At 49.9% G+C, this 25125-nt stretch carries 23 protein-coding genes and 1 tRNA gene; 12 read left to right on the top strand and 12 right to left on the bottom strand.

Annotated elements, in window-relative coordinates; genetic code table 11:
- Window positions 1-71 precede the first annotated feature (71 nt).
- Both P6574_RS02505 and P6574_RS02510 read right to left on the bottom strand, forming a co-directional pair.
- Complete coding sequence (locus tag P6574_RS02505; protein ID WP_310618817.1) at window positions 72-407, bottom strand: glycine-rich domain-containing protein; 336 nt, start codon at window positions 405-407, stop codon at window positions 72-74.
- Window positions 408-418: 11 nt separating this feature from the next.
- Window positions 419-556 carry a hypothetical protein gene (locus P6574_RS02510; RefSeq protein ID WP_310618818.1) on the bottom strand — a complete coding sequence of 46 codons (138 nt, stop codon included), beginning with the start codon at window positions 554-556 and terminating at the stop codon, window positions 419-421.
- Between the two features lie 429 nt (window positions 557-985).
- Between P6574_RS02510 and P6574_RS02515 the strand changes: the two genes are divergently transcribed.
- Window positions 986-1720: a hypothetical protein gene (locus tag P6574_RS02515; RefSeq protein ID WP_310618819.1), complete on the top strand. Its 735-nt coding sequence runs from the start codon at window positions 986-988 to the stop codon at window positions 1718-1720.
- Window positions 1721-1797: 77 nt separating this feature from the next.
- Here the strand turns inward: P6574_RS02515 and P6574_RS02520 are convergent, their stop codons facing one another.
- Both P6574_RS02520 and gltB read right to left on the bottom strand, forming a co-directional pair.
- Window positions 1798-3225 (bottom strand): glutamate synthase subunit beta, encoded by a 1428-nt coding sequence (locus tag P6574_RS02520; RefSeq protein WP_310618820.1) that lies wholly within the window; start codon window positions 3223-3225, stop codon window positions 1798-1800.
- A 174-nt stretch (window positions 3226-3399) separates the two neighbouring features.
- Window positions 3400-8115 (bottom strand): glutamate synthase large subunit, encoded by a 4716-nt coding sequence (gene gltB / locus P6574_RS02525; RefSeq protein ID WP_310618821.1) that lies wholly within the window; start codon window positions 8113-8115, stop codon window positions 3400-3402.
- Window positions 8116-8882: 767 nt separating this feature from the next.
- Between gltB and P6574_RS02530 the strand changes: the two genes are divergently transcribed.
- The 5 genes from P6574_RS02530 to P6574_RS02550 all read left to right on the top strand — a co-directional run bounded on the left by P6574_RS02530 (window position 8883) and on the right by P6574_RS02550 (window position 12596).
- Entirely contained in the window at window positions 8883-9182 is a 300-nt protein-coding gene (locus P6574_RS02530; RefSeq protein ID WP_310618822.1) for a BufA1 family periplasmic bufferin-type metallophore, read from the top strand.
- Window positions 9183-9262: 80 nt separating this feature from the next.
- Entirely contained in the window at window positions 9263-10159 is an 897-nt protein-coding gene (gene bufB / locus P6574_RS02535; RefSeq protein ID WP_310618823.1) for an MNIO family bufferin maturase, read from the top strand.
- A gap of 16 nt (window positions 10160-10175) precedes the next feature.
- A complete protein-coding gene (locus P6574_RS02540; RefSeq protein ID WP_310618824.1) occupies window positions 10176-10925 on the top strand; it encodes an HvfC/BufC N-terminal domain-containing protein in 750 nt (249 codons plus the stop codon).
- Window positions 10918-11493 carry a DoxX family membrane protein gene (locus tag P6574_RS02545; RefSeq protein WP_310618825.1) on the top strand — a complete coding sequence of 192 codons (576 nt, stop codon included), beginning with the start codon at window positions 10918-10920 and terminating at the stop codon, window positions 11491-11493. The genes P6574_RS02540 and P6574_RS02545 overlap by 8 nt, the downstream gene beginning before the upstream one ends.
- 71 nt (window positions 11494-11564) lie before the next feature.
- On the top strand, window positions 11565-12596 hold the full coding sequence (locus P6574_RS02550) for a threonine aldolase family protein (protein ID WP_310618826.1): 1032 nt from the start codon (window positions 11565-11567) through the stop codon (window positions 12594-12596).
- A 420-nt stretch (window positions 12597-13016) separates the two neighbouring features.
- On the opposite strand, the gene P6574_RS02555 is transcribed toward P6574_RS02550, so the two are convergent.
- The 3 genes from P6574_RS02555 to P6574_RS02565 form a co-directional block, all read right to left on the bottom strand.
- Window positions 13017-14042 carry an IS110 family RNA-guided transposase gene (locus P6574_RS02555; RefSeq protein ID WP_310622079.1) on the bottom strand — a complete coding sequence of 342 codons (1026 nt, stop codon included), beginning with the start codon at window positions 14040-14042 and terminating at the stop codon, window positions 13017-13019.
- Window positions 14043-14318: 276 nt separating this feature from the next.
- Window positions 14319-14786, bottom strand: a complete 468-nt coding sequence (locus P6574_RS02560; protein WP_310618827.1) for an Hsp20 family protein — start codon at window positions 14784-14786, stop codon at window positions 14319-14321.
- A 326-nt stretch (window positions 14787-15112) separates the two neighbouring features.
- Window positions 15113-15733: a pyridoxamine 5'-phosphate oxidase family protein gene (locus tag P6574_RS02565; protein ID WP_310618828.1), complete on the bottom strand. Its 621-nt coding sequence runs from the start codon at window positions 15731-15733 to the stop codon at window positions 15113-15115.
- A 118-nt stretch (window positions 15734-15851) separates the two neighbouring features.
- Here P6574_RS02565 and P6574_RS02570 point away from each other — a divergent pair, with 118 nt between their 5' ends.
- Entirely contained in the window at window positions 15852-16793 is a 942-nt protein-coding gene (locus tag P6574_RS02570; protein ID WP_310618829.1) for an alpha/beta hydrolase, read from the top strand.
- A gap of 20 nt (window positions 16794-16813) precedes the next feature.
- Here the strand turns inward: P6574_RS02570 and hisN are convergent, their stop codons facing one another.
- Entirely contained in the window at window positions 16814-17596 is a 783-nt protein-coding gene (gene hisN / locus P6574_RS02575; protein ID WP_310618830.1) for a histidinol-phosphatase, read from the bottom strand.
- Window positions 17597-17883: 287 nt separating this feature from the next.
- Window positions 17884-18795 carry an N-formylglutamate amidohydrolase gene (locus P6574_RS02580; RefSeq protein WP_310618831.1) on the bottom strand — a complete coding sequence of 304 codons (912 nt, stop codon included), beginning with the start codon at window positions 18793-18795 and terminating at the stop codon, window positions 17884-17886.
- Window positions 18796-19005: 210 nt separating this feature from the next.
- Between P6574_RS02580 and cpdR the strand changes: the two genes are divergently transcribed.
- From cpdR to P6574_RS02600, 4 genes are all read left to right on the top strand, one after another.
- A complete protein-coding gene (gene cpdR, locus P6574_RS02585) occupies window positions 19006-19365 on the top strand; it encodes a cell cycle two-component system response regulator CpdR (RefSeq protein WP_310618832.1) in 360 nt (119 codons plus the stop codon).
- A 138-nt stretch (window positions 19366-19503) separates the two neighbouring features.
- A tRNA-Val gene (locus tag P6574_RS02590) sits at window positions 19504-19578 on the top strand.
- A gap of 200 nt (window positions 19579-19778) precedes the next feature.
- Window positions 19779-19904, top strand: coding sequence for a type B 50S ribosomal protein L36 (gene ykgO / locus P6574_RS02595; RefSeq protein WP_310618833.1), 126 nt, complete (start codon window positions 19779-19781; stop codon window positions 19902-19904).
- Window positions 19905-19997: 93 nt separating this feature from the next.
- Window positions 19998-20696: a tetratricopeptide repeat protein gene (locus P6574_RS02600; RefSeq protein WP_310618834.1), complete on the top strand. Its 699-nt coding sequence runs from the start codon at window positions 19998-20000 to the stop codon at window positions 20694-20696.
- A gap of 127 nt (window positions 20697-20823) precedes the next feature.
- On the opposite strand, the gene pyk is transcribed toward P6574_RS02600, so the two are convergent.
- Window positions 20824-22245 (bottom strand): pyruvate kinase, encoded by a 1422-nt coding sequence (gene pyk / locus P6574_RS02605; protein WP_310618835.1) that lies wholly within the window; start codon window positions 22243-22245, stop codon window positions 20824-20826.
- A complete protein-coding gene (locus P6574_RS02610; protein ID WP_310618836.1) occupies window positions 22242-22619 on the bottom strand; it encodes a DUF1036 domain-containing protein in 378 nt (125 codons plus the stop codon). The genes pyk and P6574_RS02610 overlap by 4 nt, the downstream gene beginning before the upstream one ends.
- A gap of 552 nt (window positions 22620-23171) precedes the next feature.
- Here P6574_RS02610 and P6574_RS02615 point away from each other — a divergent pair.
- On the top strand, window positions 23172-23435 hold the full coding sequence (locus tag P6574_RS02615; RefSeq protein ID WP_310618837.1) for a DUF2312 domain-containing protein: 264 nt from the start codon (window positions 23172-23174) through the stop codon (window positions 23433-23435).
- 52 nt (window positions 23436-23487) lie between these two features.
- Here the strand turns inward: P6574_RS02615 and P6574_RS02620 are convergent, their stop codons facing one another.
- Entirely contained in the window at window positions 23488-25110 is a 1623-nt protein-coding gene (locus P6574_RS02620) for a DUF882 domain-containing protein (protein WP_310618838.1), read from the bottom strand.
- Window positions 25111-25125 lie beyond the last annotated feature (15 nt).

Genomic DNA, 25125 nt, shown 5'->3' on the forward strand with positions numbered 1-25125 from the left:
ATTTGATTTAAGCCTAAAGTTAGCGGCCAAGCTTGGTACTTCTCTAAATCTACCAGCCACACTTATGGTGTTTATTCCGGCACCTTTGGCTCGTGATGCAGGTAACAAGAGAAGAGACGCTGGCAATCCTCCATATATTTACTCGTAAAAAGAATATGTGTGTGCCAGAGAATGTCGACTTCTACACTGGGAGGCGAGTGGCGCTCCAGTGCATGGCTATCTGGACTTTTGATCCTGTCTTGTACCCTTCGAAGAAAGTTACGGTATTCCTCTAATAACCGAAGTGCGTCTTCTTGCGGCCAGCCATACCCGCCTATATCTTCCGGAGCTGTAACTTTTTTGAGTATAGGGGACAGATCCAGATCGGAAACCGAGTCATTACTCACTTCAAGATATCTATCATGCATGTTCTCCGTTCCTATGCTTTTTGTTCCTGTAGTCTATCGAAATCTGCAGGGGCGATACGATGCCAGCAGCCCCAACACACCGGTTGTTTCAGCTTCCGAACACTTGTCAGCTTGTGCACTCTTAAGTACTTTTTATGTAATTCAGACATGACTCGTCCTCATCTGAAATAATCTTTGATTTCAGAGTGGTTTGATATTGGTGTTAAAGAAGACCAAAGCTATTGTTTGTTTATATTCTTGTGATTTTTGACTAAAATAAAGTTTAGTCTATGCCAGCTACTGTTTTGTATGCTGTTGGTACCGGCTTTGGTCTGTCAAACGATGATGGTATCTCCATCACTTTTACTAATTTGGTGACAAATCATGGCAAAAACATGGTGTTTTGACCAATTGGTCAAATGATTTTATTAAGAGCATGTAAGAAACTTTTGGGGCAGGTCGAGAGCCTATTTCATGAGCAAGCGTTGTTCAAACTAGTTTGGAAAGCTTGGGGCAATGTACCCCTTTTAATCTGCTCTGGTTTGTCGGGAGTTTTCTTCCTTTGTTCATTGATCTCTTAAAGGTGAGGAGTTCCTCTGGTGATTTCAAAAATTGGCTATACCAATCTTGTTAATCAGACATCTTTAAGTAATGCAGAACAACTCGCTTCCAAGGTGGAGGAGGGAGCGAACGGCGTTTTTGAAAGTGCTCAAAAAGCCACTAAAACGCCCTATACGGATCAGGTCTCCATAGCTCTTGCGGCTCAAAACGCCATGCAGGAAGAAGAGCTGCAGACTTCTGGTTATTATGACCAGTTTTTCCCGGTCCGTGAAGGGTTTTCCCCCTCTGCCTTGACGGCATCTATTGACGATGCCGCTTCTCAAACCTTCTCTGAGGGCAGGACCTTCAACGAGGTTGCGCGGCTCGCACGCACCAGCCTTGATGAAAAGCTCAGCGCTGCTTCGGAAAGCGGTGAACCCTATGATTTGCAAGGAGCAAACGGGGGGAAGGACATGAACACTCTGTTTTCCGATTTCGATCGCAGGACGCTTTATGCGGTTTCCAGCAATGAAGGTGGCCAGTTCACTGAAGATGAACAGCGTATGGCAAAGAGCTTGATGCGTACCCAGCAAAGTTTTGCCATGGGACTATATAATGGACCTGCGGAGATGCGCAGCAGCTTTGTAGACCCATTTGTCAACGACAGCGCGAGCCGCTGGCAGCAGGCCATAGAATGGCTTGACGAGGTGAGCTTTGAAGAAAAGCAAAGCAGCGAATGGATCATGCAACGGGCCATCGCCCAGCGCGCCCTTGAAAATAATCCGGCGGAGTAGGGACAGCTTTCGTTTGAAGACTGCCGCACCCGTTACGAACATCTTGGGGATGAAGTGAACTGTGAGAAAGCTCCAATTTAACGCGGCAGGGTCGTAGCTCCCATAAGAAACAGGTCAATGGAGCAGGCGGCTTGTCGGCCTTCGCGAATGGCCCAGACAATCAAAGATTGCCCTTTGCGGGCATCGCCTGCGGCAAAAACCCCTTCTATGTTGGTTGTATAGGAAAGCGTATCTGCTTTGATATTGGTGCGCTCGTCCAGCTCCAGCCCACTGTTTTCAAGGTATGTGCCCAGCAAGGGGCCGGAAAAGCCTATGGCGATCAAAACAAGGTCTGCAAGCAGGTGAAAGGTGCTGCCATGCAAGGGCTCGCGCTTTTCATTCACTTTCGCGCACTTGATCCCCGTTACCCTGCCGGTAGCGTCGCCGGTGACCTGGAGTGTAGCTGCGGAAAATTCCCGTTCGGCCCCTTCTGCCTGTGAGGTGGAGGTGCGGAACTTGGTGGGCCAGTATGGCCAGAATGCCATCTTGTCCTCACGCAGTGGCGGCATGGGGCGAATGTCCATTTGGGTGACAGAAAGAGCGCCTTGCCGGAAAGCTGTTCCGATACAATCGGAGGCCGTATCGCCGCCGCCAACCACGACAACATGTTTGCCCCCAGCCAGAATTGGTATCGCGTGTTCATTAGCTTCTTTGCCGATGCGTTTGTTTTGCTGCACCAGATAGGGCATGGCGTAATGTGCACCTTCCAGATCCATACCGGGAATATGAGGATCACGAGGGCGTTCTGCTCCGGTACATATCAAGGTGGCATCATGGCGGTCTCGCAGATGAAGGAGGCAGACGGTCGTGCCCACATCACAGTTGTAATGAAACGTGACGCCCTCTGCTTCCATCTGCTTGATACGCCTGTCGATGGAGGCCTTCTCCAACTTGAAATCCGGAATGCCATAGCGAAGCAGGCCGCCAGCCTTTGCTTCGCGCTCATAAACGTGCACCGTATGTCCGGCTCTGGCCAGCTGCTGGGCGGCGGCCATGCCTGCAGGGCCTGACCCAATGATCGCCACAGTGCGCCCCGTCTTGCGGGCCGCTTTTTCCGGCTTGATCCAGCCTTCCTTGAACGCCCGGTCGGCGATGGCTTTTTCTATGGATTTGATGCTTACCGGCACATCTTCAAGATTAAGCGTGCAGGCCTCCTCGCAAGGGGCAGGGCAGATGCGGCCGGTAATCTCCGGGAAGTTATTGGTGGAGTGCAGATTTCTTGAAGCCGTGCGCCAGTCACCGGCATAGACTAGATCATTCCAGTCCGGTATCTGGTTATTGACCGGACATCCTTGATCTCCGTGGCAATAGGGAATGCCGCAGTCCATACACCTGGCCGCTTGGCGGACGATATCCTCCTCGGTTGGGGAAACGGAGAACTCCTTGAAATGGCGAATACGGTCAGAGGCGGTCTGGTACTTTTGTTCCTGCCGGTCAAATTCAAGAAAACCTGTAACTTTTCCCATTGCTCTTCCTCGTGGGGTCCGCTGGTGCGGGACAAAATCAAGCGAAGTGAACACGCTTTAACTCAGAGTGTACGCGTATCTTTTTCCCAAAGCGGGTCTCCCGTCTTCGCAGATACGCCGTAAGGAGAGGGGCGTCCAATGTGTTCCATTGACACGAAAAGCGTCAAAAGGGGCCTAAAGAACGCCCTCCATCCCGAGCCGAGCTTCTTTCATCTCCTCCAGAGCGCGGCGGTATTCAACGGGCATCACTTTTACAAAACGGGTACGATAGGCCTCCCAATGATTCAGGATCATCTGGGCTTTGTGGGAGCCCGTGTAGTCATAGTGACAGAAGATCAAGAAATGTAGACGGGCGTTGTCGTGGATAGTCATGTCCGCATCCAGATCCACAAGACCCTTGGATTCAAGGTCGCCGCCGTGGTGGTGCAACATTTCCAGCAGGTCGTCTTCTTCCGGCACCGGCTCAAGATCTACCATGGCAAGGTTGCAACGGGCTTTGAAGGAACCATCCTCATCCAGCACATAGGCCACGCCGCCAGACATGCCAGCCGCGAAGTTGCGTCCCGTGAGGCCCAGAACCACAACAATGCCTCCGGTCATATATTCGCAGCCATGGTCGCCAACCCCTTCCACAACAGCCGTTGCGCCGGAATTACGCACCGCAAACCGCTCGCCTGCAACGCCGTTGAAGTAAGCCTCACCGCTGGTGGCCCCATAAAGAACCGTGTTGCCAACGATAATGGAATGGTCTGCTACAACCGGAGTCTCCTGCGGTTTTCGGATGATAATATTTCCGCCTGAAAGCCCTTTGCCCACATAGTCGTTAGCATCTCCTGTCAGGTCCAGCGTAATGCCGCGAGCCAAAAATGCGCCAAAGGACTGGCCAGCCGTTCCGTTTAAATTAATCTTGATGGTGTCGTCCTTAAGGCCTTTGTCGCCATAGCGCCTTGCAACCTCACCCGAAAGCATGGTGCCCACACACCGGTCTACATTGTTGACGTTCACAGACAGCTCAACGGGTTCCCCCCCTTCCAAAGCCGCGTGCGCCCTGTCAATCAAGGCCCGGTCCAGAATCTGGTTGATGGGGTGGGTTTGAGAGATAGTGTGGTGGCTTTCGGCGTGGCTGGCCTGCGGCCTGTGCAGCAGCTTGGTGTAGTCCAGTCCCTTTGCTTTCCAGTGGTCAATGGCCTGTTGCTGGTCCAGATACTCTGAATGTCCGATTAGTTCGCCCAGAGTCTGCACGCCAAGCTCGGCCATAAGGGTGCGCAGCTCCTCCGCCACATAAAAGAAATAGGAGATCACATGTTCAGGCAGGCCTTTGAAACGCCGCCGCAAAACGGGGTCTTGTGTGGCAATGCCAACCGGACATGTATTGAGGTGGCATTTGCGCATCATCAGGCAGCCCGCAGCAATCAAGGGGGCGGTGGAAAATCCGAACTCGTCGGCCCCCAAAAGAGCCCCGACCAATACATCACGGCCCGTACGCAGGCCTCCGTCCACCTGAAGGGCAACCCGCGAGCGCAACCCGTTCAGTACAAGGGTTTGTTGGGTTTCCGCCAAGCCCAGCTCCCAAGGGGAACCAGCATGTTTCAAGGAGGTGAGGGGCGAGGCACCGGTGCCGCCATCAAAGCCGGAAATGGTAATATGGTCCGCCCGCGCTTTGGCAACGCCCGCGGCAACCGTCCCAACCCCCACTTCCGACACCAGCTTGACAGAAATATCCGCGTAAGGGTTTACATTTTTGAGATCGAAAATCAGTTGGGCAAGATCTTCGATGGAGTAGATATCATGGTGGGGCGGAGGAGAGATCAGGCCCACCCCGGGCGTGGAGTGGCGCACCTTTGCAATAACCGCATCAACCTTGTGTCCCGGCAATTGGCCACCTTCTCCAGGCTTTGCCCCTTGGGCCACCTTTATCTGGATCATGTCCGCATTCACCAGATATTCTGCCGTCACGCCAAACCGACCGGAGGCAACCTGTTTAATGGCGGAGCGTTCGGGGTTGGGGGAGCCATCTTCCAGCGGGGTAAAACGCTGTGCTTCCTCACCCCCTTCTCCGGTATTGGACTTACCGCCAAGCGTATTCATGGCAATCGCCAGAGTTGTATGCGCTTCGCGGGATATGGAGCCAAACGACATGGCCCCCGTGGAGAAGCGGTGAATAATTTTGTAGGCAGGCTCCACCTCATAAAGGGATAAGGGCGTGCGCCCCAGCTCCTCGGCGCTTTTAATGCGCATTAAGCCGCGCAGGGTAAAGCGACCGGTTTCCCCGTTTATTTCCCGGGCAAACGCTTTGTATTCTTCGGGCATGCTGTTGCGCACTGCGTGCTGGAGGTGAGCAACGGAGTTGGGGGTCCATATATGGTTTTCCCCGCGAATACGGTAGGCATACTCGCCGCCAACTGCAAGCGAGCGGCGCAGCAGCGGGCCATCCCCATAGGCCGCTTTTTGCCACCGCACAGTCTCTTGAGCGATCTCTTCAATCCCGATACCTTCAACAAGAGAGGCAGTGCCGAAGAAATAGCGATCCACGAAATCGGAGTTCAGCCCTACCGCATCGAAGATCTGCGCCCCGCAATAGGATTGATAGGTGGAGATTCCCATCTTGGACATGACCTTCAAGATGCCCTTGTTGATGGACTTGATGTAACGGGTCACAACATCCTGCGCGTCCACTTCGCTCGGCAAAAGGCCTTCATACTGCATGGATTGCAGGGTCTCGAAAGCCAGATAGGGGTTGATGGCTTCCGCGCCGTATCCGGCCAGAACACAAAAATGGTGCACCTCCCGCGCCGAACCGGTTTCCAGAACCAGCCCGACAGAGGTGCGTAGCCCTTTGCGGATTAAGTGGTTATGTACCGCCGCCACCGCTAGCAGTATGGGGATAAGGATACGAGAACGCGAAGCCCGTCTGTCAGAAAGGATTATGATCGTATCCCCATCATGCACAGCAGCTTCCGCCTTCTGGCATAAAGCCTCAAGGGCAGGCTCCATTCCCGCAGCACCTGTCTCTACCTTATAAGAGGTATCAAGGGTCCGCGTACGGAACTGGCTACCGGGAAGCTCCCCAATGGCGCGCACTTTCTCAAGGTCCGCGTTGGTGAGAATAGGCTGATGGACTTCTAGGCGTTGTTTTACCGATGAAGGGCTATCCATATCAAACAGGTTTGGCCTTGGCCCGATGAAAGATTTCAAGCTCATGACCAGTTCTTCGCGAATGGGGTCAATGGGCGGGTTTGTCACCTGAGCGAAGTTCTGTTTAAAGTAGGTGTAAAGCAGTTTGGTCTTGTCCGATAATACAGAGAGCGGCGTATCGGTTCCCATAGATCCAATGGCTTCCTGTCCAATGGTGGCCATGGGTTCCATAAGCAGTTTGATATCTTCCTGCGAATACCCAAAGGCCTGTTGCCGGTCGAGCAATGTTTCGCCGGCAACGGGGGCCCGCTCGTCTACATCCGGCAAATCCTCAAGAATAATCTGGGAGCGTTGCAGCCAGTTTTGATAGGGATGGGCTTTGGCCAGATTTTGCTTGAGTTCTTCATCATCTATAATGCGTCCTTCTTCAAAGTCGATTAAGAACATCTTGCCCGGTTGCAAGCGCCATTTTTCGATAATCTTTTCTTCTGGAACATCCAGTGTGCCGGATTCCGATGCCATGATCACGAAGCCATCTTCGGTCACAATATACCGCGCTGGGCGCAGGCCGTTGCGGTCCAGCGTTGCGCCGATCTGCCTGCCATCGGTAAAGGTGACGGCCGCAGGGCCATCCCAAGGCTCCATAATCTGGGCGTGATACTCGTAAAACGCGCGAAGGTTGTTATCCATAAGCGGGTTTTGTGACCATGCTTCGGGAATAAGGGTCATGGCTGCATGGGCAAGCGAATACCCGCCCATCACCAGAAACTCGATGGCATTGTCAAAGCAGGCCGTATCGGATTGTCCCTCATAGGAAATCGGCCACAGCTTCTGGATATCCTCGCCCAGCAATTTGGAAGAGACGGAGGCTTGGCGTGCCGCCATCCAGTTGACGTTGCCGCGCAAGGTATTGATTTCCCCGTTATGGGCCACCATCCGGTAGGGGTGGGCAAGCTCCCAGCTTGGAAAGGTATTTGTAGAAAAGCGCTGATGTACCAGTGAAATAGCGGAGGTGAAACGTGGGTCCGTCAAGTCCTTGTAGTAGGCACCCAGCTGATAAGAGAGGAACATGCCCTTGTAGACGATGGTCCGGCTACACAGCGAGACAATATAAAAGTTTGAAAGCGGCTGTGTGACCTCCTTGCGGATCTGATTGGAGATCACTTTGCGCAGCACATAAAGGCGGCGCATCAGCTCGTCACCTTCAAGCAGGCAGGTCTCGCCTGCGTTTTTGTCTCCCGTGTGTTTGGGGGCGCTCACAAAAACCTGTTTTGAAACGGGTTCGGTTGCGGCAACCTCTGGCTTTTTGGAAAGGGGGCTGTTGTCCACCGGTACATTGCGCCATCCCAAAATATGCACCCCCATCTCACGAGCGCAGCGTTCTATAACCGAGATGCATTGGGCAGCCTGTGCTTCGTCGCTGGGTAAAAAAACAAAGCCAGCGCCGTACTGTCCTTTGGGAGGAAGATCAAATCCCGCCTTGGCGCACTCTTCCCGAAAAAAGTCATGGGGTATCTGCACCAACATTCCCGCCCCGTCGCCCATAAGCGGGTCTGCGCCAACGGCCCCGCGGTGGGTCAGGTTTTCAACAATGCGAAGCCCGCTTTGCACCACATAGTGAGAGGCAACACCTTTGATGTTGGCAATAAAGCCCACACCACAGGCGTCATGTTCACGGGAGGGCTGGTATAACCCTTGATTAACAGCAGCTTCTGGGGCCGAAATTTTGTTTTCGCCAGAGGGGAGCTGGTTCATTCGCAAGGTCCTCTATCTGGTAAGCGGGCCGATTATGGTCAAACCATATGACAGTTATACACTAGGCCTGTCTTAATCGGGTTAAAGGCACGTACACCGTCCGGTTTCAAAAGGCAGCGCCCGATTGGAGGGGTGCTGCCTTTTGAAACGGGCGGTGCTTTGTTTTGAGTGCGCATCTTCGAAACTAGAATACCGATTTTAGGACAAGATACGCTTAAACAAAAACGAGAGTCAGGACGGTGCAGGCCAGTAAGCGCACATGCGCTATAAAGAAAAAGCCAGTGGTTGATCATCGATCAATGTGGGCTTGTGCTCTTGGCCAGCGGTTCCTTGTCTCCAAAACCGGAGAGCGGCATTTCAAGACGCAGTAAAGTTCAGAGTCTGTTGTAAAGTTGAGGCGTTGCTCACGCCCTTTTGCAGCAGTGAAGTAATCACAATGCTTTCAATAGGGGGTTGTGCTAAATAATCAGAACTCTGATATGCCCATAGTTTTACAGATTTTTTTTACCCAGACAAGCAAGAATAGGATATACACGGAGAATTAAAAATCAAATTTCTTTTCTTTTTGCTGTCTTGGTTGTAATTTGAGTAGACTTATTAGAATTTTTTATTGCCTTTATTGATAAAACGATAGAAAAAGTGCTTTTTTCCATCTCTCTGACGCGGTTGTAACATTGCTTTGAATTCCAGTTGAACGGGAAAAGCGCCATTGTTCCTTCAAGGGCAACCGATAGAGCTAAGCCCCTCAACTTTTTATGGAGATTTTTATGTCAAAAAAACATGTTTCAGCTGCCGTTCTCGCTAGTGCCTTTGCAACTGCCGTAACTGGCATGAGCCTTCCAGTGGATGCTCAAGCAGCAGGCAAAGAAAAGTGCTATGGTGTTTCTCTCGCTGGAAAAAACGATTGTAAAGCTGGAGCAGGTACAACATGTGCAGGCACTTCCACGCTTGACTATCAGGGCAATGCTTGGACGCTCGTTCCTGCCGGTACATGTGAAGACATGAAGCTTCCAGATGGCCGTATGGGCTCTCTCACTGCTCTGGACCGTGATCTTCCAAAGTCCTAAAAGTTTTTAGATCTTGAAGGAAAGCCGCGGGTCCTACTGCGGCTTTTCCTGTTAATGCTCAAAGAGCAAAGGATGAGTGAATGAGCTCGAACCAGCAGCGGGTAGAGGCGCTTGTGTCAGGCGGGGCAGGTGTTGGCTTGAAAGCCGAGCACTACAGGGAAATTCTGGAGGCGAAACCGCCGATGGCCTTCTTTGAAATCCATGCGGAAAACTACATGGGAGCTGGTGGTGCACCCCACGCCTATCTGGAGGAGATCCGGCAATGCTACCCTCTTTCTGTGCACGGTGTTGGCCTGTCCATTGGCGGGGAAGGTTCTTTGAACCGTGATCACATGCTGCGTTTGAAAAGTGTGGTCGATCGCTATGAGCCGGGTTTAGTCTCCGAGCATCTGGCATGGTCCACCCATGATACTCACTATTATAACGATTTGCTTCCCGCGCCTTATACACGGGAAACGCTGGATCGTGTTGTCTCCCACATTTGCCAGCTTCAAGAAGTGCTCGGGCGCAAGATCCTTCTTGAAAACCCTAGTACCTATGTGGTTTTCGAACAAAGCACATATTCAGAAACCGACTTTTTGAAAGAAGTTGTGAACCGGTCCGGATGCGGGCTGCTTCTGGATATCAACAATGTCTTCGTTTCCGCCACTAATCACGGATATTCTGCTCAAGGTTATCTTTCGTCGTTTCCTCTTGAGCATGTTGAGCAGTATCATCTGGGCGGGCATGCACAAGACGAAGACGAACATGGTTATGACTTGCTGATTGATGCCCACGACAGGGAGGTCTGTGATCCTGTGTGGCTTCTCTATGAGCAGACGGTTCAAAAGACGGGCAGGCGGCCAACGCTCATTGAGTGGGATGCCAATGTTCCCCAGTGGCCTGTCCTTGCAAAGGAAGCGTATCGGGCCGAAGCTATTTTGAACCGACAAGGGAACTTGGAGAAAGACAGGGAAAAGTCCATTGCTGCCGAATAAAGACAGAGCACCTTCTGTGCTCCTTGAATTTTCCAAGGGGCTTTTGGATGCAAACGCCGATATCCCCGAAGGGGTTATGGGCCGCGAAGGAAAAGTCTCCAACAAGCGTTTCAATGTCTACCGCAACAACGTCATGAGCAGTCTGGTTGAAGCGTTGGGGGCCAACTTTCCGGCAATTAAGGAAATGGTAGGGGAGGAGTATTTTTCCGCTCTTGCCGCCGAGTTTATCCGTGCCCACCCGCCTCGGCAGCCGGTTTTAAGCGAGTATGGCGGGGAGTTTTCAGCCTTTATTGAGGCTTTTCCTCCCTTAAAAGACTATGCCTACCTGAAAGATGTGGCGGTCCTTGAATGGGCATGGCTGCGCGCCTTTCATAGTGAGGATGTTCCTCCACTCAGTAAGGACCAATTTGCGCAGCTTGATCCTGCCAACCTTGGGAGCGTGCGCTTTGCGTTTCACCCCTCCACCTTTTTACTGTCCTCGAACTATCCAGTTGCAACGCTTTTTCACCTGAACCGGTTGAATAATCGGCCCCAAGACACGCCCCTTTTCGGGGAAAACGTGCTGGTATGCAGGCCCGCACAAGATGTGGAACTGACAGTTCTGGACATGGCCAGCTTTGTGTTCTTAAAAGCCTTGAAGGCGGGACAAACAATTGAAGAGGCGGCTGAGCACACGCTATCGGCGGGGTATAATCTGGAGCTTTCCAATTGCCTTTCTATTCTTGTAGGCTCGGGTATGGTGAGTGCAATAAAGGCGGGTGCGTGACACTAATAAGGGGGGAACCGTGATCCTATCAATGTATTCGGGCTTTTTCAGCTGGTTGCAGCGGCTTGCTGGAGAGTGGTTCTTAGGCCTTTCTGCACGGTTTATTTTTTCAAGTGCCTTGCTGTATTTCTTCTGGAATTCCGCTTTTACCAAGCTTGGGGAAGGTTGGTCTGGTCTCGTGCAGCCTTCAAGTGGCGCATACGCCCAGATTCTGCCCAGCCTCTTTGAAGCGGCGAGCTACGATACAGAGCAAATTACTTTTTTCCCTTGGAAAGTGATTGTCATCTTGGGAACCTGGGGCGAGTTTGTTCTACCTCTCTTAATCCTGCTGGGGCTTTTTACAAGGTTGGCCAGTTTTGGAATGATTATCTTCCTTGCGGCCATGACTTACGTTGATATCTTCGGTCATATGGTTGATGAAACAGCTATCGGCAGGTTCTTTGACAGCAACCCCCATCACCTTATTGCCGACCAAAGGTTGTTTTGGGTGTTTCTTCTTGCATACCTTGTGTTGAAAGGGGCGGGTTCTGTGTCTTTAGACAGGTTGTTATCTAAGAAACTGCTTTGAACCTGTTTTCCAATGGGGTTATATCTTAGAAAGTGGCTTGCTAATAAAATGCCAGCTGTTAAGGGCTTTCTATGAACTTTTCGAGTGATAACTGGGCAGGTGCAACTGAGGCGGTAATGGCTGCTTTGGGGCGCCACACAGGCGGTTTTGCCCCCGCTTATGGTGTTGATCCGTTAAGCTGCTCTATCGAGCAGAAGTTTAATGAGGTCTTTGAAAAAGAAGTTGCAGTTTTTCTCGTGTCTACTGGCACGGCTGCCAACTCTCTGGCTTTGGCTCACTACGCCAAACCCGGTGGAGTAATTTTTGCGCATGAAGAGGCACACATCAATGTGGATGAGTGCAATGCGCCGGAATTTACAACGCAGGGCAACAAGATCAAAGGTATTGCAGGGGCTGGCGGTAAAATTACCCCCGAAGGGCTGCTTGCTGCTATGGAGGCCGTGCCTGTGGGCGTGGTGCACCACGGTCAGCGCGCTTCAGTCTCCATTACCCAGTCTACTGAGGTCGGCACGATCTATACGCCCGCGGAAATTGCGGCAATTGCGGACGTGACAAAAGCCAACAAACTTCCGTTGCATATGGATGGAGCCCGCTTTGCCAATGCACTTGTGGCACTGGATGTAACGCCCGCCGAGATGACGTGGAAACAGGGCGTCGATGTTCTGTCTTTCGGCGGAACGAAAAATGGCTGCTGGTGCGCGGAAGCTGTGGTGTTTTTCAACCCACAAGAAAGCCTGGGCTTTGAATACCTGCGCAAACGGTCCGCACAGCTGTTCTCAAAAAGCCGGTTTATCTCGGCCCAGTTCGAAGGCTACTTCGAAAATGACAACTGGCTGCACACAGCGCGACACGCCAATAAAATGGCACAAGTTCTGGCAAAGGGACTTTCTGCAGCTGAAGGGATTCACCTGCCGGTTTGGCCTGAGGCCAATGAGCTGTTTCCGGTCTTGAAAAAAGACATGGTTACAAAACTGCAAAATGCGGGCGTGGGGTTTTATGACTGGCCCGCACCAGGGCTTCCCGATGATGAAGCTATGATCCGCTTGGTCACAAGTTTTGCCACCACACAAGAATCTGTCATGGAGTTCCTTGGACTTCTATAGATCAATCTGCGCCAGCTGAAGTGGCGCAGATTATTCATCATTTCCATTTAAAATTAAACATTGCTTACTTCTGCGGTCCTTTTATGTGAACGCTGTCGGTGTCAATGCGCGCCTATATAAAGAATTGCGTACATAGGGCAGATCCTGCGTCATATTGAGCATCTGTGGATGCCCCGTGTTTTGCAAGTTGTTTTTCGAGCAATTTTGGCATGTGATCGGTTGCGGTCATCTGTCAGGCCTCGTTGTGCGGCGCTGCATTTGCCGCGGGCCGGTATGGAGATACGCAACTTGGCTCCAATACACATTTGCGGGCTTTTTGCCCGGTGCGAAAGACTGGTTATGCCAAGTCGGATCTAGTCGATCGTTTACCCTTACTGCTCAAAGCCCTCCTCACATCCCGACGGACCTGTCCTGAAGCACCTATTTAGCCGGGGACAGGTTTCGGTAGTCTTCATCTTTGACCAACATAGCCCACAATCTACGAGCCATTTTGTTTGCAAGCGCGATAGCCACCACCATACTTGGTTTTCTTTCAAGCATTCTTCCAAGCCATAAGCTTTCTGGCCTCCCCGTCCGCCGGGCAGCACCAATGAGTGCCATAGCTCCGATGATCAAAAGCCTTCGGATATCGCGCTGGCCCATTTTCGAGGTTCGGCCCAAGATCTGCCTTCCCCCTGTTGAATATTGTTTTGGCACAAGCCCCAGCCATGCGGCAAAGTCCCGCCCTCGGCGGAACGTGCTCATTGATGGGGCAAATGCTGTAACCGCCATGGCCGTTATCGGCCCTATTCCGGGCATGGTTTGCAATCTTTGCGCAGCCTTGTCCTGGTTCGCTTCTATTCGAAGCTGCTTTTCCAGGGACTGGATCCGGTTTGTGAGCAGTGCAATTTGCTCCAGGTAGATCTGACCGAGTTGAAGCACCACAGGAGGCAGGTCACTGTTCGGAGCATTCAAAGCCTCAGCCAGTTTCTTAACGTGTACCGCCTTTCTTGGTGCGAGGCAGCCAAACTCAGCCAAATGAGCTCTCAAGGCGTTGATCAACTGAGTACGTTGACGTACAAAAAGATCGCGGCTACGGAATAACACGGCGCGACTTTGCTGATCCTTTGATTTTATCGGAACCGTACGCATTGTGGGGCGCGACGCTGCTTCCGCAATGGCTTCCGCGTCAGCTGCATCGTTTTTTTGACGTTTTACAAATGGTTTCACATAGATTGGGGGAATCAATTTAACATCATGCCCCAGAGCGCGAATTTCTCGCCCCCAACTATGGGCAGTAGCGCAAGCTTCCATTGCCACAACACAAGGTTCTTGTTTGGCAAAGAACGGTAACATCTGCCCGCGTGACAATTTCCGTCGAAATAAAACCTTGCCGTCTGGTGCCGCACCATGAGCTTGAAAACTGTGCTTTGCCAAATCTAAACCTATAATGCTAACCTCTGCCATGGATGTCCCTTCCCAATCTTCGATTGCTTCAATCGTAAATATGGCACATTGCGATGCCGCCGGGTGGGGCATCCACTCCATCACATTTGCATGCAGCTTGAGCGCATGAGCGCAAACTATGTCTGATTGCGGAGATTCTATATTACTTATCAAGGGTTTCGTGGAAAAATTACGCAAAGTGGGCGCGTCATACACAAACGCCCCGCTCATCGCGGGGCGCCTTGTTCCCAGAAGGTATCGGGGGGAGAAAGGGGACCTTCGGGGATGTTTTGATAATTAGTGGGTTCTCTTGGTCTCGCCTTCAATCTGCTTCGCAGTTTTCGCGCCGCCATTCGAAATTTCGATTCGGCGTGTCTTCTTTGCCTCTGGAATTTCGCGGAGAAGATCAATGTGAAGCAAGCCATGCTCCAGTGAAGCGTTTGTAACTCTTACATGTTCTGCAATCTGGAACCTTCTTTCAAAGGCGCGCGATGCAATGCCGCGGTAAAGAACTTCGCGGTCCTCACCTTCTGGAGTCTTTTCTCCACGAACAATCAAAGAGTGTTCTTTGGTCTCGATTTCCAGCTCGTCCTCGGTAAAACCGGCAACAGCCATAGAAATCCGGTAGGCGTCTTCACCGGTTCTTTCAATGTTATAAGGGGGATAAGCGGTGTTTTGATCACCGTTCACGCTGTCGAGCATATTAAACAGGCGGTCAAATCCTACAGTAGAACGGTAGAGTGGGCTAAAGTCTAAGTGACGCATAATCTGTCCTCTTTTGAGCAACACTACATGTCTTCGCAAGTAAAACATGCGAATTGTGATCTATCCCCGATCACCTTCCCTTTACAGGCAAAGGTATTGAGGGATGCGGATCCTTTTTGGCCTCCGCTGTTACTTAGGTAGTGCAGTCAAAATAGGTTTCAAGATCTCCAAAGAGAAAAAATAAAGCAATGGATTCGTGGCTTAGTCTTTCGCTGGGAATGAGGGAGGAAATGCCTCTGGAATATTTATATTCCCCAAAATCAAGGGGATGCCCTATGCGAGTGTCCCTACTCACCCGGTTGGGATGAGTAAGGGATATGCTGGGATTAGTAGATGGTTGCTTTTTGACGCTCGGGGTAGGCCCTGTCATAGGCGTCTCCATCAAACTCCTCGGAAAAGCTTTGAATCATTTGACCCGCAGTGGGAAGCTGGGAACTATCAAGCTGTAATTCCGGCTTCCAGAGTCCGGAACGGGTGATCGCTTTCTGGCATTGGAAATATACCGCATCCACTTTGATCTGGATAACAGACTTTGGCAATTTCCCTTTATATGCATGGGCTTTCAGAAGCTCTGGGTCGATAGAAATGCAAGCTGTTCCATTGATACGAAGCGTGTTTCCCTGACCTGGAATCAGAAAGAGAAGCGCAACAGCGGGATTGCGAATAATATTCGTCAAGCTGTCAAGTCTGTTGTTACCGGGCCGATCTGGGAACTCTATTGTTTTCGTATCGATAACTTGAACAAAGCCTGCTGGGTCGCCGCGTGGTGAGCAATCCAACCCTTCTTCAGATGCAGTAGCAAGAGCAAAGAAGGGTGATTTTTCAATATAGGCTCTATAATGATCAGTAATATAGTTTACTTCTTTGATAAGAGCGTTCGGGTTTGGGGTTTCATAGTGCTCCTTCAGGGCATTCAGTGTTTTTAAAGTGTAACGATCTGAAGGCATAGTTTTGCTCCTTTGGAACCTTTGGTTTCTATAGGCTTTGTGCTATGTTATGCCTGTTTGGTTGTCAATTGCAGCATGGCACTCTTGGGTTTTAATTGGGCGTAAGGGCAGGGTATATATGGCATTATTCTCGACAGCTTTTAACCCAGCACCTGAAGGCGGGTCCGAGACTTATGTGACAAGTTATGACGGGGTGAAAATTCGCTGCGCGTATTGGAAGCCTGCTGTACCTCTCATCAAGGGCACCATAACCATTGTGCAGGGGTTTTCTGAATATATCGAGAAATACTTCGAGGTTATTGAGGATCTTCGTCAACGGGGGTTTCACGTTGTTGCCTTTGATTTTCGCGGGCAGGGAGGGTCTGATCGCCTCTTGAAAGACCCACTGAAAGGGCATGTGGATAGTCTTGATGATTTTGTCGCGGATTTGACAGCTGTTCTGGATGAAGTATCGCTCCCCAATTTTCCTGGTCCGCACTACATCCTCTCTCACTCCCTTGGCGGCGCGGTGACATTGCTTGCGCATGAGCGGTTAAGAACCAAAATTGACCGTATAGTGATGACTTCCCCACTTATACAAGCAGCCGAGCCGCAGCCAGTTATTATTGCAGCTCGTTTCCTCTCCCGCTGGCTGTCTTTGATAGGGTTAGGTGGAGCCTATGTTCCGGGTGTGTCTACTGACGCATTCAAACCGTTTCAGAGCAATAAATTGACCTCTAGCGTAGATCGATTTTCCATTTTGGAAAGGACGTTGAAGGAAAAATCATCCTTGTGTGTGAAAGCGCCAACTGTAGGTTGGATTCATGCCGCATCAGAATCTCTGCTCCATTTCAAAAAAGAAGTGTTTGGGCAAAGCCTTACTATACCGACACTTGTTATAGCAGCAGGATCGGATCAGGTTATCTCCACTTCTGCTATCGAAGAGTTGTGTAGGCGAAGCCCAGTACTAGGATATTTGGAAATTCAAGGCGCAAAGCATGATCTTATGGTCGAAGCAGATAGGTACCGAGATCAGTACTGGGCGGCCTTCGACGCGTTTGTACCTGGGAGCTCTGATTAACCGGTAAAAACGCGACTGGTTTATCCCGCTAATATTCTGAGGAGTTGCTCATGAAGCCGCTTGTCGCCACAAGCAAGGATTTGGCCTCCATTTTCAGCGGGCGCTCCGGCCCAGTCTGTTATGGCACCACCAGCGCCTTCAACAATTGGAATGAGAGGGAGAATATCATAGGTGTTTAACCCGCTTTCAATAACGCAATCGCAACAACCTGCAGCAACCATCGCATAGCCATAGCAATCGGCGCTATAGCGGGCAAGGCGTGCCCTATTCTCAATGGTGTCATAAAGGGGGCGCTCTTGCTCCTCAAAAAGGCTGGGATCCGTTGTCATGATAATAGCCTCTTCAAGGCCAGTACAGTTGCGGGTCTTTAGCTGCCTATCCCCAATCGGTCCGCGATAGTAGGCTGAAGTGCGGTCTCCCCAATAGCGCTCTCTGATATAGGGCTGGCTCAGCATGCCCAATGAGGCCGCCCCGTCTACGCTCAACCCAATCAAGGTTCCCCAAAGAGGGGTGCCGGAAATATAAGAACGGGTTCCATCAATCGGATCTAAAACCCACTGATGGTCTGCCCTCTCGTTCTGCCTTCCGTATTCTTCGCCAATAATCCCGTGTTCTGGATAGTGTTTTTCTATCACAGCTCTGATTGCTTTCTCCGCAGACTTATCTGCAACAGTAACAGGGTCAAATCCGGCGCTCAGCTTGTTTTCCACGGCAAAGCCACTGCGGAAGTGTTTCAGTGTCTCTACATCCGCTGCATCGGCTAGTTTGTGCACAAAGTCGAAATTTACAGAACATTTTTGCATTGCAACCTAACCTCTTGTTTATTTGTTTCTTACTTTGGTAGATGAAGGACATATGGAAATAAGCAAAATGTCACTTAATATACAAGCACTAATTGTTGATAGAGGGCCAAGAATCAGTGCCGTCAGGAATAGAGAATTGAGTATAATTCCATACTTAAAAAATATACATGCTTGACAATTGTGCGTTGCGGCGTGTATATACTGCAGTGCGGTATTTATCCGCATCGCCCTCCTTGGGCGTTTCCTCCCTAGACTTTTGGCCGCCTCTTTCGTGAAGCGGCCCTTTTTTATTCCGCAGCATCACGTAGTGTCTCTGGTCTGCCCCAGACGGCTGTTATGAGTGAAGATGTAAACTCATAAAGAGCAGCGGCTAGATCATCAAAACCGTCGTGAACTTTCTTAGTTGCCTCATTCATATAGAGATGGCGGTTTATTTCAATTTGAAGAGCGTGAACGCCTCGGGACGGTTTGCCATAGTGGTCGGTTATAAATCCACCTGCATATGGTGTATTTCGAACCACGTAGAAGCCTTTATCCTGTAGAAACTGCATGGCTAAGAATGTGAGTTCAGAATCACAACTGCCTCCAAAGCGGTCCCCTAAAACGATATCGGCATTTTGAGTTTTGTTCTTTGCATGCCTGTTTGAGGGCATGGAGTGGAAATCCAAAAGGTACGCTTTACCAAACATTTTGCGAGCCTTGGAAATTTCCGTGTTCAGCGCTGTGTGGTAGGGCTTATAGAGTTTATCTATGCGCTCGAGGCCTTCTGATACGGGGAGCCTATGGCGGTAAATCTCCATATTCTCACTGACAATTCTGGCAATCGTGCCTAAACCCGCTCCAACGCGCGGTGAGCGAGCGTTCGCGTAGCTTGGCAGTTTCCCGCTAAATATCCTAGGATCCAGCTCGTAGGGTTCTCTATTCACGTCCAGATAGGCTCTTGGGAAGTTAACCTTGAGGACCGATCCACCAAAATCACTGTAGGATGCGATTATCTCGTCCACGTAAGCATCCTCAGAGTAGCGGATCAGATCTTGATCCAGACGGGAGTTTTCGAGAAAAGAGCGTTTATAAGCGCGTCCAGAATGGGGAGAATTGAATATGAAGGGTGTTGTGCGTGTAGCTGGGCGTAATATTTCATAGGCCGGGCAGGAGGTTAAAGCACCTTCGCGCTGATTGTAACTTTCAATTGTCTGCATTTGAAAGGCTGGCTTGGCATGATCCAACTCATTTGCTCCCGCTGAAATTTCAAATTGCTTGTGGACGCACTACTGTACTCATCAATATTCAGCATCAATCTGAAATACTAGTGATTCCCAATAGCATGTCGAGCCTAGTATGGTACTAGGTGATAACATAGCTGCAAAAGGATTGCAGCTGTACACTGCGGAGCAAACTGGTTGCCATCAATGTCCCGAATTCTGCTTGCGGAAGACGATAATGATATGCGTCTATTCCTTGAAAAAGCCCTGAAACGGGCTGGTTACGATGTCCTGTCGTTTGATAATGGGAAAAATGCCTACGAAAGGCTGCAGGAGGAGCCGTTTACACTGCTCCTTACGGATATTGTGATGCCGGAAATGGACGGTATCGAGCTTGCGCGCAAAGCAACGCAACTGGATCCCGACTTGAAAGTCATGTTTATTACAGGCTTTGCAGCTGTTGCCCTCAACCCTGAATCGAATGCTCCTAAAGGCGCCAAGGTTTTATCGAAACCTTTCCATTTGAGGGAGCTTGTATTGCAGGTGGAGAGAATGTTGGCCGCCTAATTAATGGCAAAGGGCTTTGCGAATGTGGAAAGCATCCGCAGAATCTAAAATTAGGTCTTGCACGAAAGCTAAATACCTCTTATACGGCTCTCCACCGCCGAGTTGCGGGGGAAGATATTCTTCCTGAAATAAGATTTCGGGCGTGTAGCTCAGCGGGAGAGCACTACGTTGACATCGTAGGGGTCACAAGTTCGATCCTTGTCACGCCCACCATTTTTTTGGTAAGACACGGTATCCGGGATACGGGCCTTACCAAAGGTGTTATAACTAAGTACCAGCGCCTGCATTTGCTTTTGTAAAAAGTTGGGCGCGGACTTGGTTTATAATAGTCATCAGCGCTTTGCGCTATTTTGTTGTCGGATCATGCTTGGTCAGGATCCATCGAAAACAATCCCGACCAAGGGGACAGTAAAATGAAGATTAAGAACTCTCTTAAGGCTCTCATGGGCCGTCACCGTGACAACCGCATGGTTCGCCGTCGTGGTCGCGTATATATCATCAATAAGAAAGCTCCTCGCTTTAAAGCAAGGCAAGGGTAATCCTGATTCTTTACAGGATCAGAAATAAACCCTAGTTTTCTAAGAATTGATAGCCGCATTTGGAAGTGAAATATTCTTCCAATGCGGCTTTTCTTGTTTAATTTTAGATATTCTCTTCTGGGGCTATTTGTATGCCTGCTGCTGTTCGCAATAAGCGGTAAAGGGTATGCTGGTGCAGTGTTCCCTCCTTACAGCGCTCAATTCAGGACCGTTTCCGACGAATCTGCAAGTGTATTTGCAACCGTGTACCCACAGCTGAAATCGGATGACTTTCTCTTAAAAAACATTGGCCTGCCTACTTCTAGTTCTCACTCAACTGAGATTGATCGGTTATTTCTGGAGCTTGGAAACTGTGAGGATGATGAGCAGGCTCGAAAAATATCGGGTAGGCTTCAAAAACTCTTCGCTATATCGGGAAGCGAAACAGTTGATTTGCTTATGAGTAGGGCGGGGAAGGCAATCAAGGCGGAAAATTATGAGATAGCTCTTGATTTGCTTGATGCTGTCCTGCGACTGGCCCCGAATTATGTTGAAGGGTGGAACCGCCGAGCGACAGTCCATTATCTGAGAGAGGACTTTGGAAAGTCTGTTGCAGATATCGAGCGGGCTTTATTGCTGGAACCCCGGCATTTCCCTGCTCTTTCAGGTTTAGGAATGATTTTAAGGCGTATGGGAAAGGCGGAGAAAGCACTTGAGGTGTTTCTATACGTCTTGAAAATTAACCCTATGCAGGAGAGCGCTCAGGAGGCGGTAGAGGCTCTCAAAAAGGAAGTAAGGGAAGAAACTATATAAATGTTTTCACCTAAACTATTCACTAAAATGAGTATGCAATCAATCAATCTGTGTCGCTGGAAAATGATAAGGGCCCATATCTGGAATGGGCCCTTAAATCGATTTGAATTAAGCTAAAAAATTATGCTTATTCACTCACAAAGGCAATACGTAGCATATTTGTGGATCCTGGAGTGTCAAAGGGAACGCCTGCACTCACAATTATACGTTGTCCGGGCTTTGCATAGCCTTCTTTATTCGCAAGTTCACAGGCTCTTTCAACCATATCCTGTTCGTTTGCAGCATCGACATTCGCGACACAGTGCAAGCCCCAGCCAAGGGTTAAGCGCCGTACAGTCGTGATCTCTGGTGAGAAGGCGATAATCGGCGTAGAAGGCCGCTCTCTTGAAGCTCTAAGCGCTGTTGCACCAGAGGCAGTGTAGGTCACAATGGCTGCGAGATCCAGAGTTTCAGCAACTTGTCCTGCGGCCGCTGTGATCGCATCGGCGCCGGTTGCTTCCGGTTCAGTGCGTTGTGCGTGAATAATGCTTCTGAAGTGTACGTCCTGCTCAACCTCAATAGCAATTTTATCCATGGTTGAAACAGCTTCGACAGGGAACCGTCCAGCAGCTGATTCAGCTGAGAGCATGACAGCGTCTGCGCCTTCAAAGACTGCAGTTGCCACATCAGAGACTTCCGCACGTGTTGGGACAGGAGATGTGATCATGCTTTCAAGCATCTGGGTTGCTACAATGACAGGCTTACCGGCTTTGCGGCAAGAGCGAATCATTTGCTTTTGCAGGCCAGGGACTTTCTCGAGCGGCATTTCCACGCCCAAGTCACCACGTGCAACCATGATGGCATCTGAAAGCTCGATAATCTCCGCCAGACGATCGATGGCCTGAGGCTTTTCGATTTTGGCAAGAATACCAACGCGTCCCTGTGCAATTTTGCGAACTTCAATAAGGTCTTCAGGGCGCTGAACAAATGAAAGGGCGATCCAGTCCACTTTTGCATCAAGGGCGGCAATCAGATCCTTGTGGTCTTTTTCTGTTAAGGCGCCGACAGGAATTTCCGTGTCAGGAACGCTAACACCTTTGCGGTTGGAAAGAACTCCGCCAACTTCCACAGTTGTCTCACAGCGCTCTGGAGATGCTTTGGTAACGCGTAGACCTATTTTTCCATCGTCCAGCAGTAGGCGGTGTCCAGCTTGCAAGCTGCCAAGGATTTCAGGGTGTGGGAGGTAAACTCGGCTGCTGTCACCAGGAGTGACGTCATTATCCAGAGTGAAGGTTGCCCCGTTCTCCAAAGTAACTTTTTGGTCGCCTTGAAATGTTCCAACTCTGAGTTTCGGGCCTTGCAGATCGGCTAGGATACCAATCGGACGTCCCATTTCCTGCTCTACAGAACGTATTGTGTTGACGAGTGAGTTCAGAACTTCGTGGCTGGAGTGGCTCATGTTGATGCGGAAAACATCAGCTCCGGCCTGCCACAGCTTCTTGATCATGTCCTTGCTGGAGGAGGACGGGCCTAGAGTTGCAAGAATTTTGACCCGTCTATTGCGCTTCATTGTTCACTTGTTCCTTGTGCTGTAGGCTCAGTCAACTGGACTGTCCAGCTGTCCTGCTCATTGGTATCAATTTCAAAAAAACCGACGCGTTCGTATCCGCGAGCAACGCAGTTTTCTATTCCCTGGATTGTGAATTCTTTTTGACTTACGCACATGTGTGCGGGGCCGCTCCACTCTCCGGATTTTTCATTTTCTACGGCATAAATATAAAAGTAGCGCGACTGTAGGTCGCCTGATCGCACAGTATCGCAGCTGGCCTTAGACAGGTTCCACCAACCCTCTGTGATCCACTGGCCATCCTCGCGATAGCCAATTGCGGCGCTAACTGTTCCCTCTGTTTTATTGCAAAGGCGAAGATCAGCACTCGCTTGCATAGGAAAGCCTATCCAAGCCAATCCAAGAATTCCTACTCCGAGTAAGGCACTTTTTTTATTAGTGAAACCTCTGAGTCTTAAATTTTTTCTATAATCGGATCGTATCATTGCATTCTTTTATCTACTACCAAGGTATAGTCTAATGGGACGTGTTGGATCGCTTGTCAATGCGAAGCTCATGATGGCGTCTGCTGGCCTGTAACTTTCTACGCTAAAACCTTGCTTTCCCAAATTTGAAAGCGATTTCTGTGCTTAAAAAGGGGCGCGGGTATGGCCGACGGTTTTTCTGATTCGGTTCTGGGTTGTCAAAATAACCAGCGCTGTAACGGTTTTGCCAGAGATCTGAAGAGGGTAAGCAGTTATTGAAGAGCCCTCTTTTATCTAAGAGGTGTTGAGCTTCAAGTTCAAACAAAGTGCTGGCTTCCGTTCTTTTGAACAGCATTGCCCTGTGAAGCCTGCTTATAAACAGGAATGTTTGGTTGACCTCTTCAAAAACATCTGGCAGGCAGGGCTATTCATTTAACATGTGTGCACAATTTGAGGACTTTATCCATGTCAGAACCAGGTGGTGTAGCAGCTGACCAGCTGCGGGCATTCATTGAGCGTATTGAGCGTTTGGAAGAAGAAAAGAAGGTCATCGCCGACGACATCAAAGACGTTTATGCCGAGGCAAAAGGCACTGGATTTGATGCAAAAGTAATGCGTAAAATTATATCACTACGCAAGCGCCAGCCTCACGAGCGTGAGGAAGAGGAAGCTGTAATGGACCTGTACCTACATGCCCTTGGTATGGCAGGTTCTGCAGAAGCTAACTAATTGATATAGAAGGCCTATTCGTTCAGAATGGGCCTTGCTATTGCCTGCCCGTTTAACTCCCGGATCGCGCTGTTTCTAACCATTCAATAGCTGCTCCAGTGAAGTTGGTGCTTGAAACTCCTGAAAATGGCCTTGAAGAAAAGTCATTCTGAACCACGGAATTTACTGAGGTAACAAGTTGTTCCAAGAAATTCTGGTTTGGGTGGTACAAATAGGCAAGGCGCTTGTTTCTAGATATATCTTCATTGGAATGCATAACTAGGCTGGAAGCGACAGGCTTAGCAGTAAAGTATGCAAGTGGATCTTGTAGTGTACTAACTGCACCTAGTGCCTGTGAGCTTTCTCTGGCCTTGGGTGTTGAACTGGGTTCGTTTACAGGGTTGTACGCCTGATCTGTCAATTCAGCAGTTTGAAGAGGCTTGGTACTCGTTTGAGGCTGGTTGGTAGTCGCGCTATCAATGGCCGCAATACCTTCATGCGCATTTCTGGCTAAAGGGGGAGCGCTTGGATCCTGATATGCAGCCAGTTGAGGTATGCTTGCCGGCTTGGTTCTTGGCCAGGTACTGATAAGTGCAGCCAATTGCGTTGTAGCTGGTAAAGCTTCAATAGTACCAGTGGTAGTTGGCTTGGATGGCGGCGTAAGGTTTACAGCCGCTGTATGCGGAAGTTGTGTATCCGGCGTGGATACTTTCGCTGTTAAACCCGTGGTAGTTGCTGGAGGCAGCGTAAAATCACTTTGGGTTGGTACGTCTGCATAGGCAGTCTTTGCACGAGGCACTGTGAGCGTTGGAGTTGTTAGATCCACACGCTGACCTGGATCACTTTCTCTGGAAGTCTGGGGTTTTGTCCCAGAATTCTTATTGCTAAACAGCGTATTAAAGAAACCGCCGCCGTTGTTACTGGAGGTGTTGCCAGTTCTGGAACCGGAATCGCGAGAGTTATTTGATCTACTTGATGCAAGGGCGGAGGTTCCTGACATGGTCGAGCCTTTACGCTTAACCTCTGCCATAATCCTATTGTAACCGGCCATTTTTTTCCCGTCAGTGGGAACATGAATAGTACGTCCTCTTGGGAAAACCTTTGCCAGTTCATGGCGTGACATCCGCGGCCAGTGTCTTATCGAACCGGTATCAAGATGAACAAATGGAGAATTGGAACGTGGATAATATCCAACACCACCAACATGCTGGCGCAGCCCAATTGCCCGCAACTTACTGGTTTTGACACCAGGAATATAAAAGTCCATCGCTCTGCCTTTAGTATGCTGGCTATTTTTTGCGACGCCGCGAGAGCGATTACGGAGCATATTGTTGGTCTTTAAGGATCGATAGCCAGATACAACGTGAATATGTTCACTAGTACGTGCAGTCTGATAGACTTCCCAAACCAGATCAAAAAGTTCGGGATCCATTTTCGTTGGCTCATTACGTCGCCAGTCTCGAAGAAATGTATTGAGCTTACGCAGTCCAGAGCTCACATATCGGCCATTTTTCTTAAAAACAATGGCCGCCCGTTCTTTAGTATGCGTATTATAAAGCTTGAGGGATCGAGTTTCAGCGCTGACTGAAGCAGAAAATGTCAAGAGCATGCCAAAAGCCATGAGGCCCGCTACAACTGGCTGAATACCCATCCTGACAAATTTATTTTTGCACCCGAAGATTGAACGGTTACGCAATTCTCGCTCTCTTTC

It is taken from the genome of Pseudovibrio sp. M1P-2-3, assembly GCF_031501865.1.
Classification (GTDB): domain Bacteria; phylum Pseudomonadota; class Alphaproteobacteria; order Rhizobiales; family Stappiaceae; genus Pseudovibrio; species Pseudovibrio corallicola.

Excerpts from the sequence above, each read along its gene's own strand:
- P6574_RS02505 (WP_310618817.1), bottom strand. The coding sequence starts at position 407 with ATGCATGATAGATATCTTGAAGTGAGTAATGACTCGGTTTCCGATCTG.
- P6574_RS02510 (WP_310618818.1), bottom strand. The coding sequence starts at position 556 with ATGTCTGAATTACATAAAAAGTACTTAAGAGTGCACAAGCTGACAAGT.
- P6574_RS02520 (WP_310618820.1), bottom strand. The coding sequence starts at position 3,225 with ATGGGAAAAGTTACAGGTTTTCTTGAATTTGACCGGCAGGAACAAAAG.
- gltB (WP_310618821.1), bottom strand. The coding sequence starts at position 8,115 with ATGAACCAGCTCCCCTCTGGCGAAAACAAAATTTCGGCCCCAGAAGCT.
- P6574_RS02530 (WP_310618822.1), top strand. The coding sequence starts at position 8,883 with ATGTCAAAAAAACATGTTTCAGCTGCCGTTCTCGCTAGTGCCTTTGCA.
- bufB (WP_310618823.1), top strand. The coding sequence starts at position 9,263 with ATGAGCTCGAACCAGCAGCGGGTAGAGGCGCTTGTGTCAGGCGGGGCA.
- P6574_RS02550 (WP_310618826.1), top strand. The coding sequence starts at position 11,565 with ATGAACTTTTCGAGTGATAACTGGGCAGGTGCAACTGAGGCGGTAATG.
- P6574_RS02555 (WP_310622079.1), bottom strand. The coding sequence starts at position 14,042 with ATGGCAGAGGTTAGCATTATAGGTTTAGATTTGGCAAAGCACAGTTTT.
- P6574_RS02560 (WP_310618827.1), bottom strand. The coding sequence starts at position 14,786 with ATGCGTCACTTAGACTTTAGCCCACTCTACCGTTCTACTGTAGGATTT.
- P6574_RS02565 (WP_310618828.1), bottom strand. The coding sequence starts at position 15,733 with ATGCCTTCAGATCGTTACACTTTAAAAACACTGAATGCCCTGAAGGAG.
- P6574_RS02570 (WP_310618829.1), top strand. The coding sequence starts at position 15,852 with ATGGCATTATTCTCGACAGCTTTTAACCCAGCACCTGAAGGCGGGTCC.
- hisN (WP_310618830.1), bottom strand. The coding sequence starts at position 17,596 with ATGCAAAAATGTTCTGTAAATTTCGACTTTGTGCACAAACTAGCCGAT.
- P6574_RS02580 (WP_310618831.1), bottom strand. The coding sequence starts at position 18,795 with ATGCAGACAATTGAAAGTTACAATCAGCGCGAAGGTGCTTTAACCTCC.
- cpdR (WP_310618832.1), top strand. The coding sequence starts at position 19,006 with ATGTCCCGAATTCTGCTTGCGGAAGACGATAATGATATGCGTCTATTC.
- ykgO (WP_310618833.1), top strand. The coding sequence starts at position 19,779 with ATGAAGATTAAGAACTCTCTTAAGGCTCTCATGGGCCGTCACCGTGAC.
- pyk (WP_310618835.1), bottom strand. The coding sequence starts at position 22,245 with ATGAAGCGCAATAGACGGGTCAAAATTCTTGCAACTCTAGGCCCGTCC.
- P6574_RS02610 (WP_310618836.1), bottom strand. The coding sequence starts at position 22,619 with ATGCAAGCGAGTGCTGATCTTCGCCTTTGCAATAAAACAGAGGGAACA.
- P6574_RS02615 (WP_310618837.1), top strand. The coding sequence starts at position 23,172 with ATGTCAGAACCAGGTGGTGTAGCAGCTGACCAGCTGCGGGCATTCATT.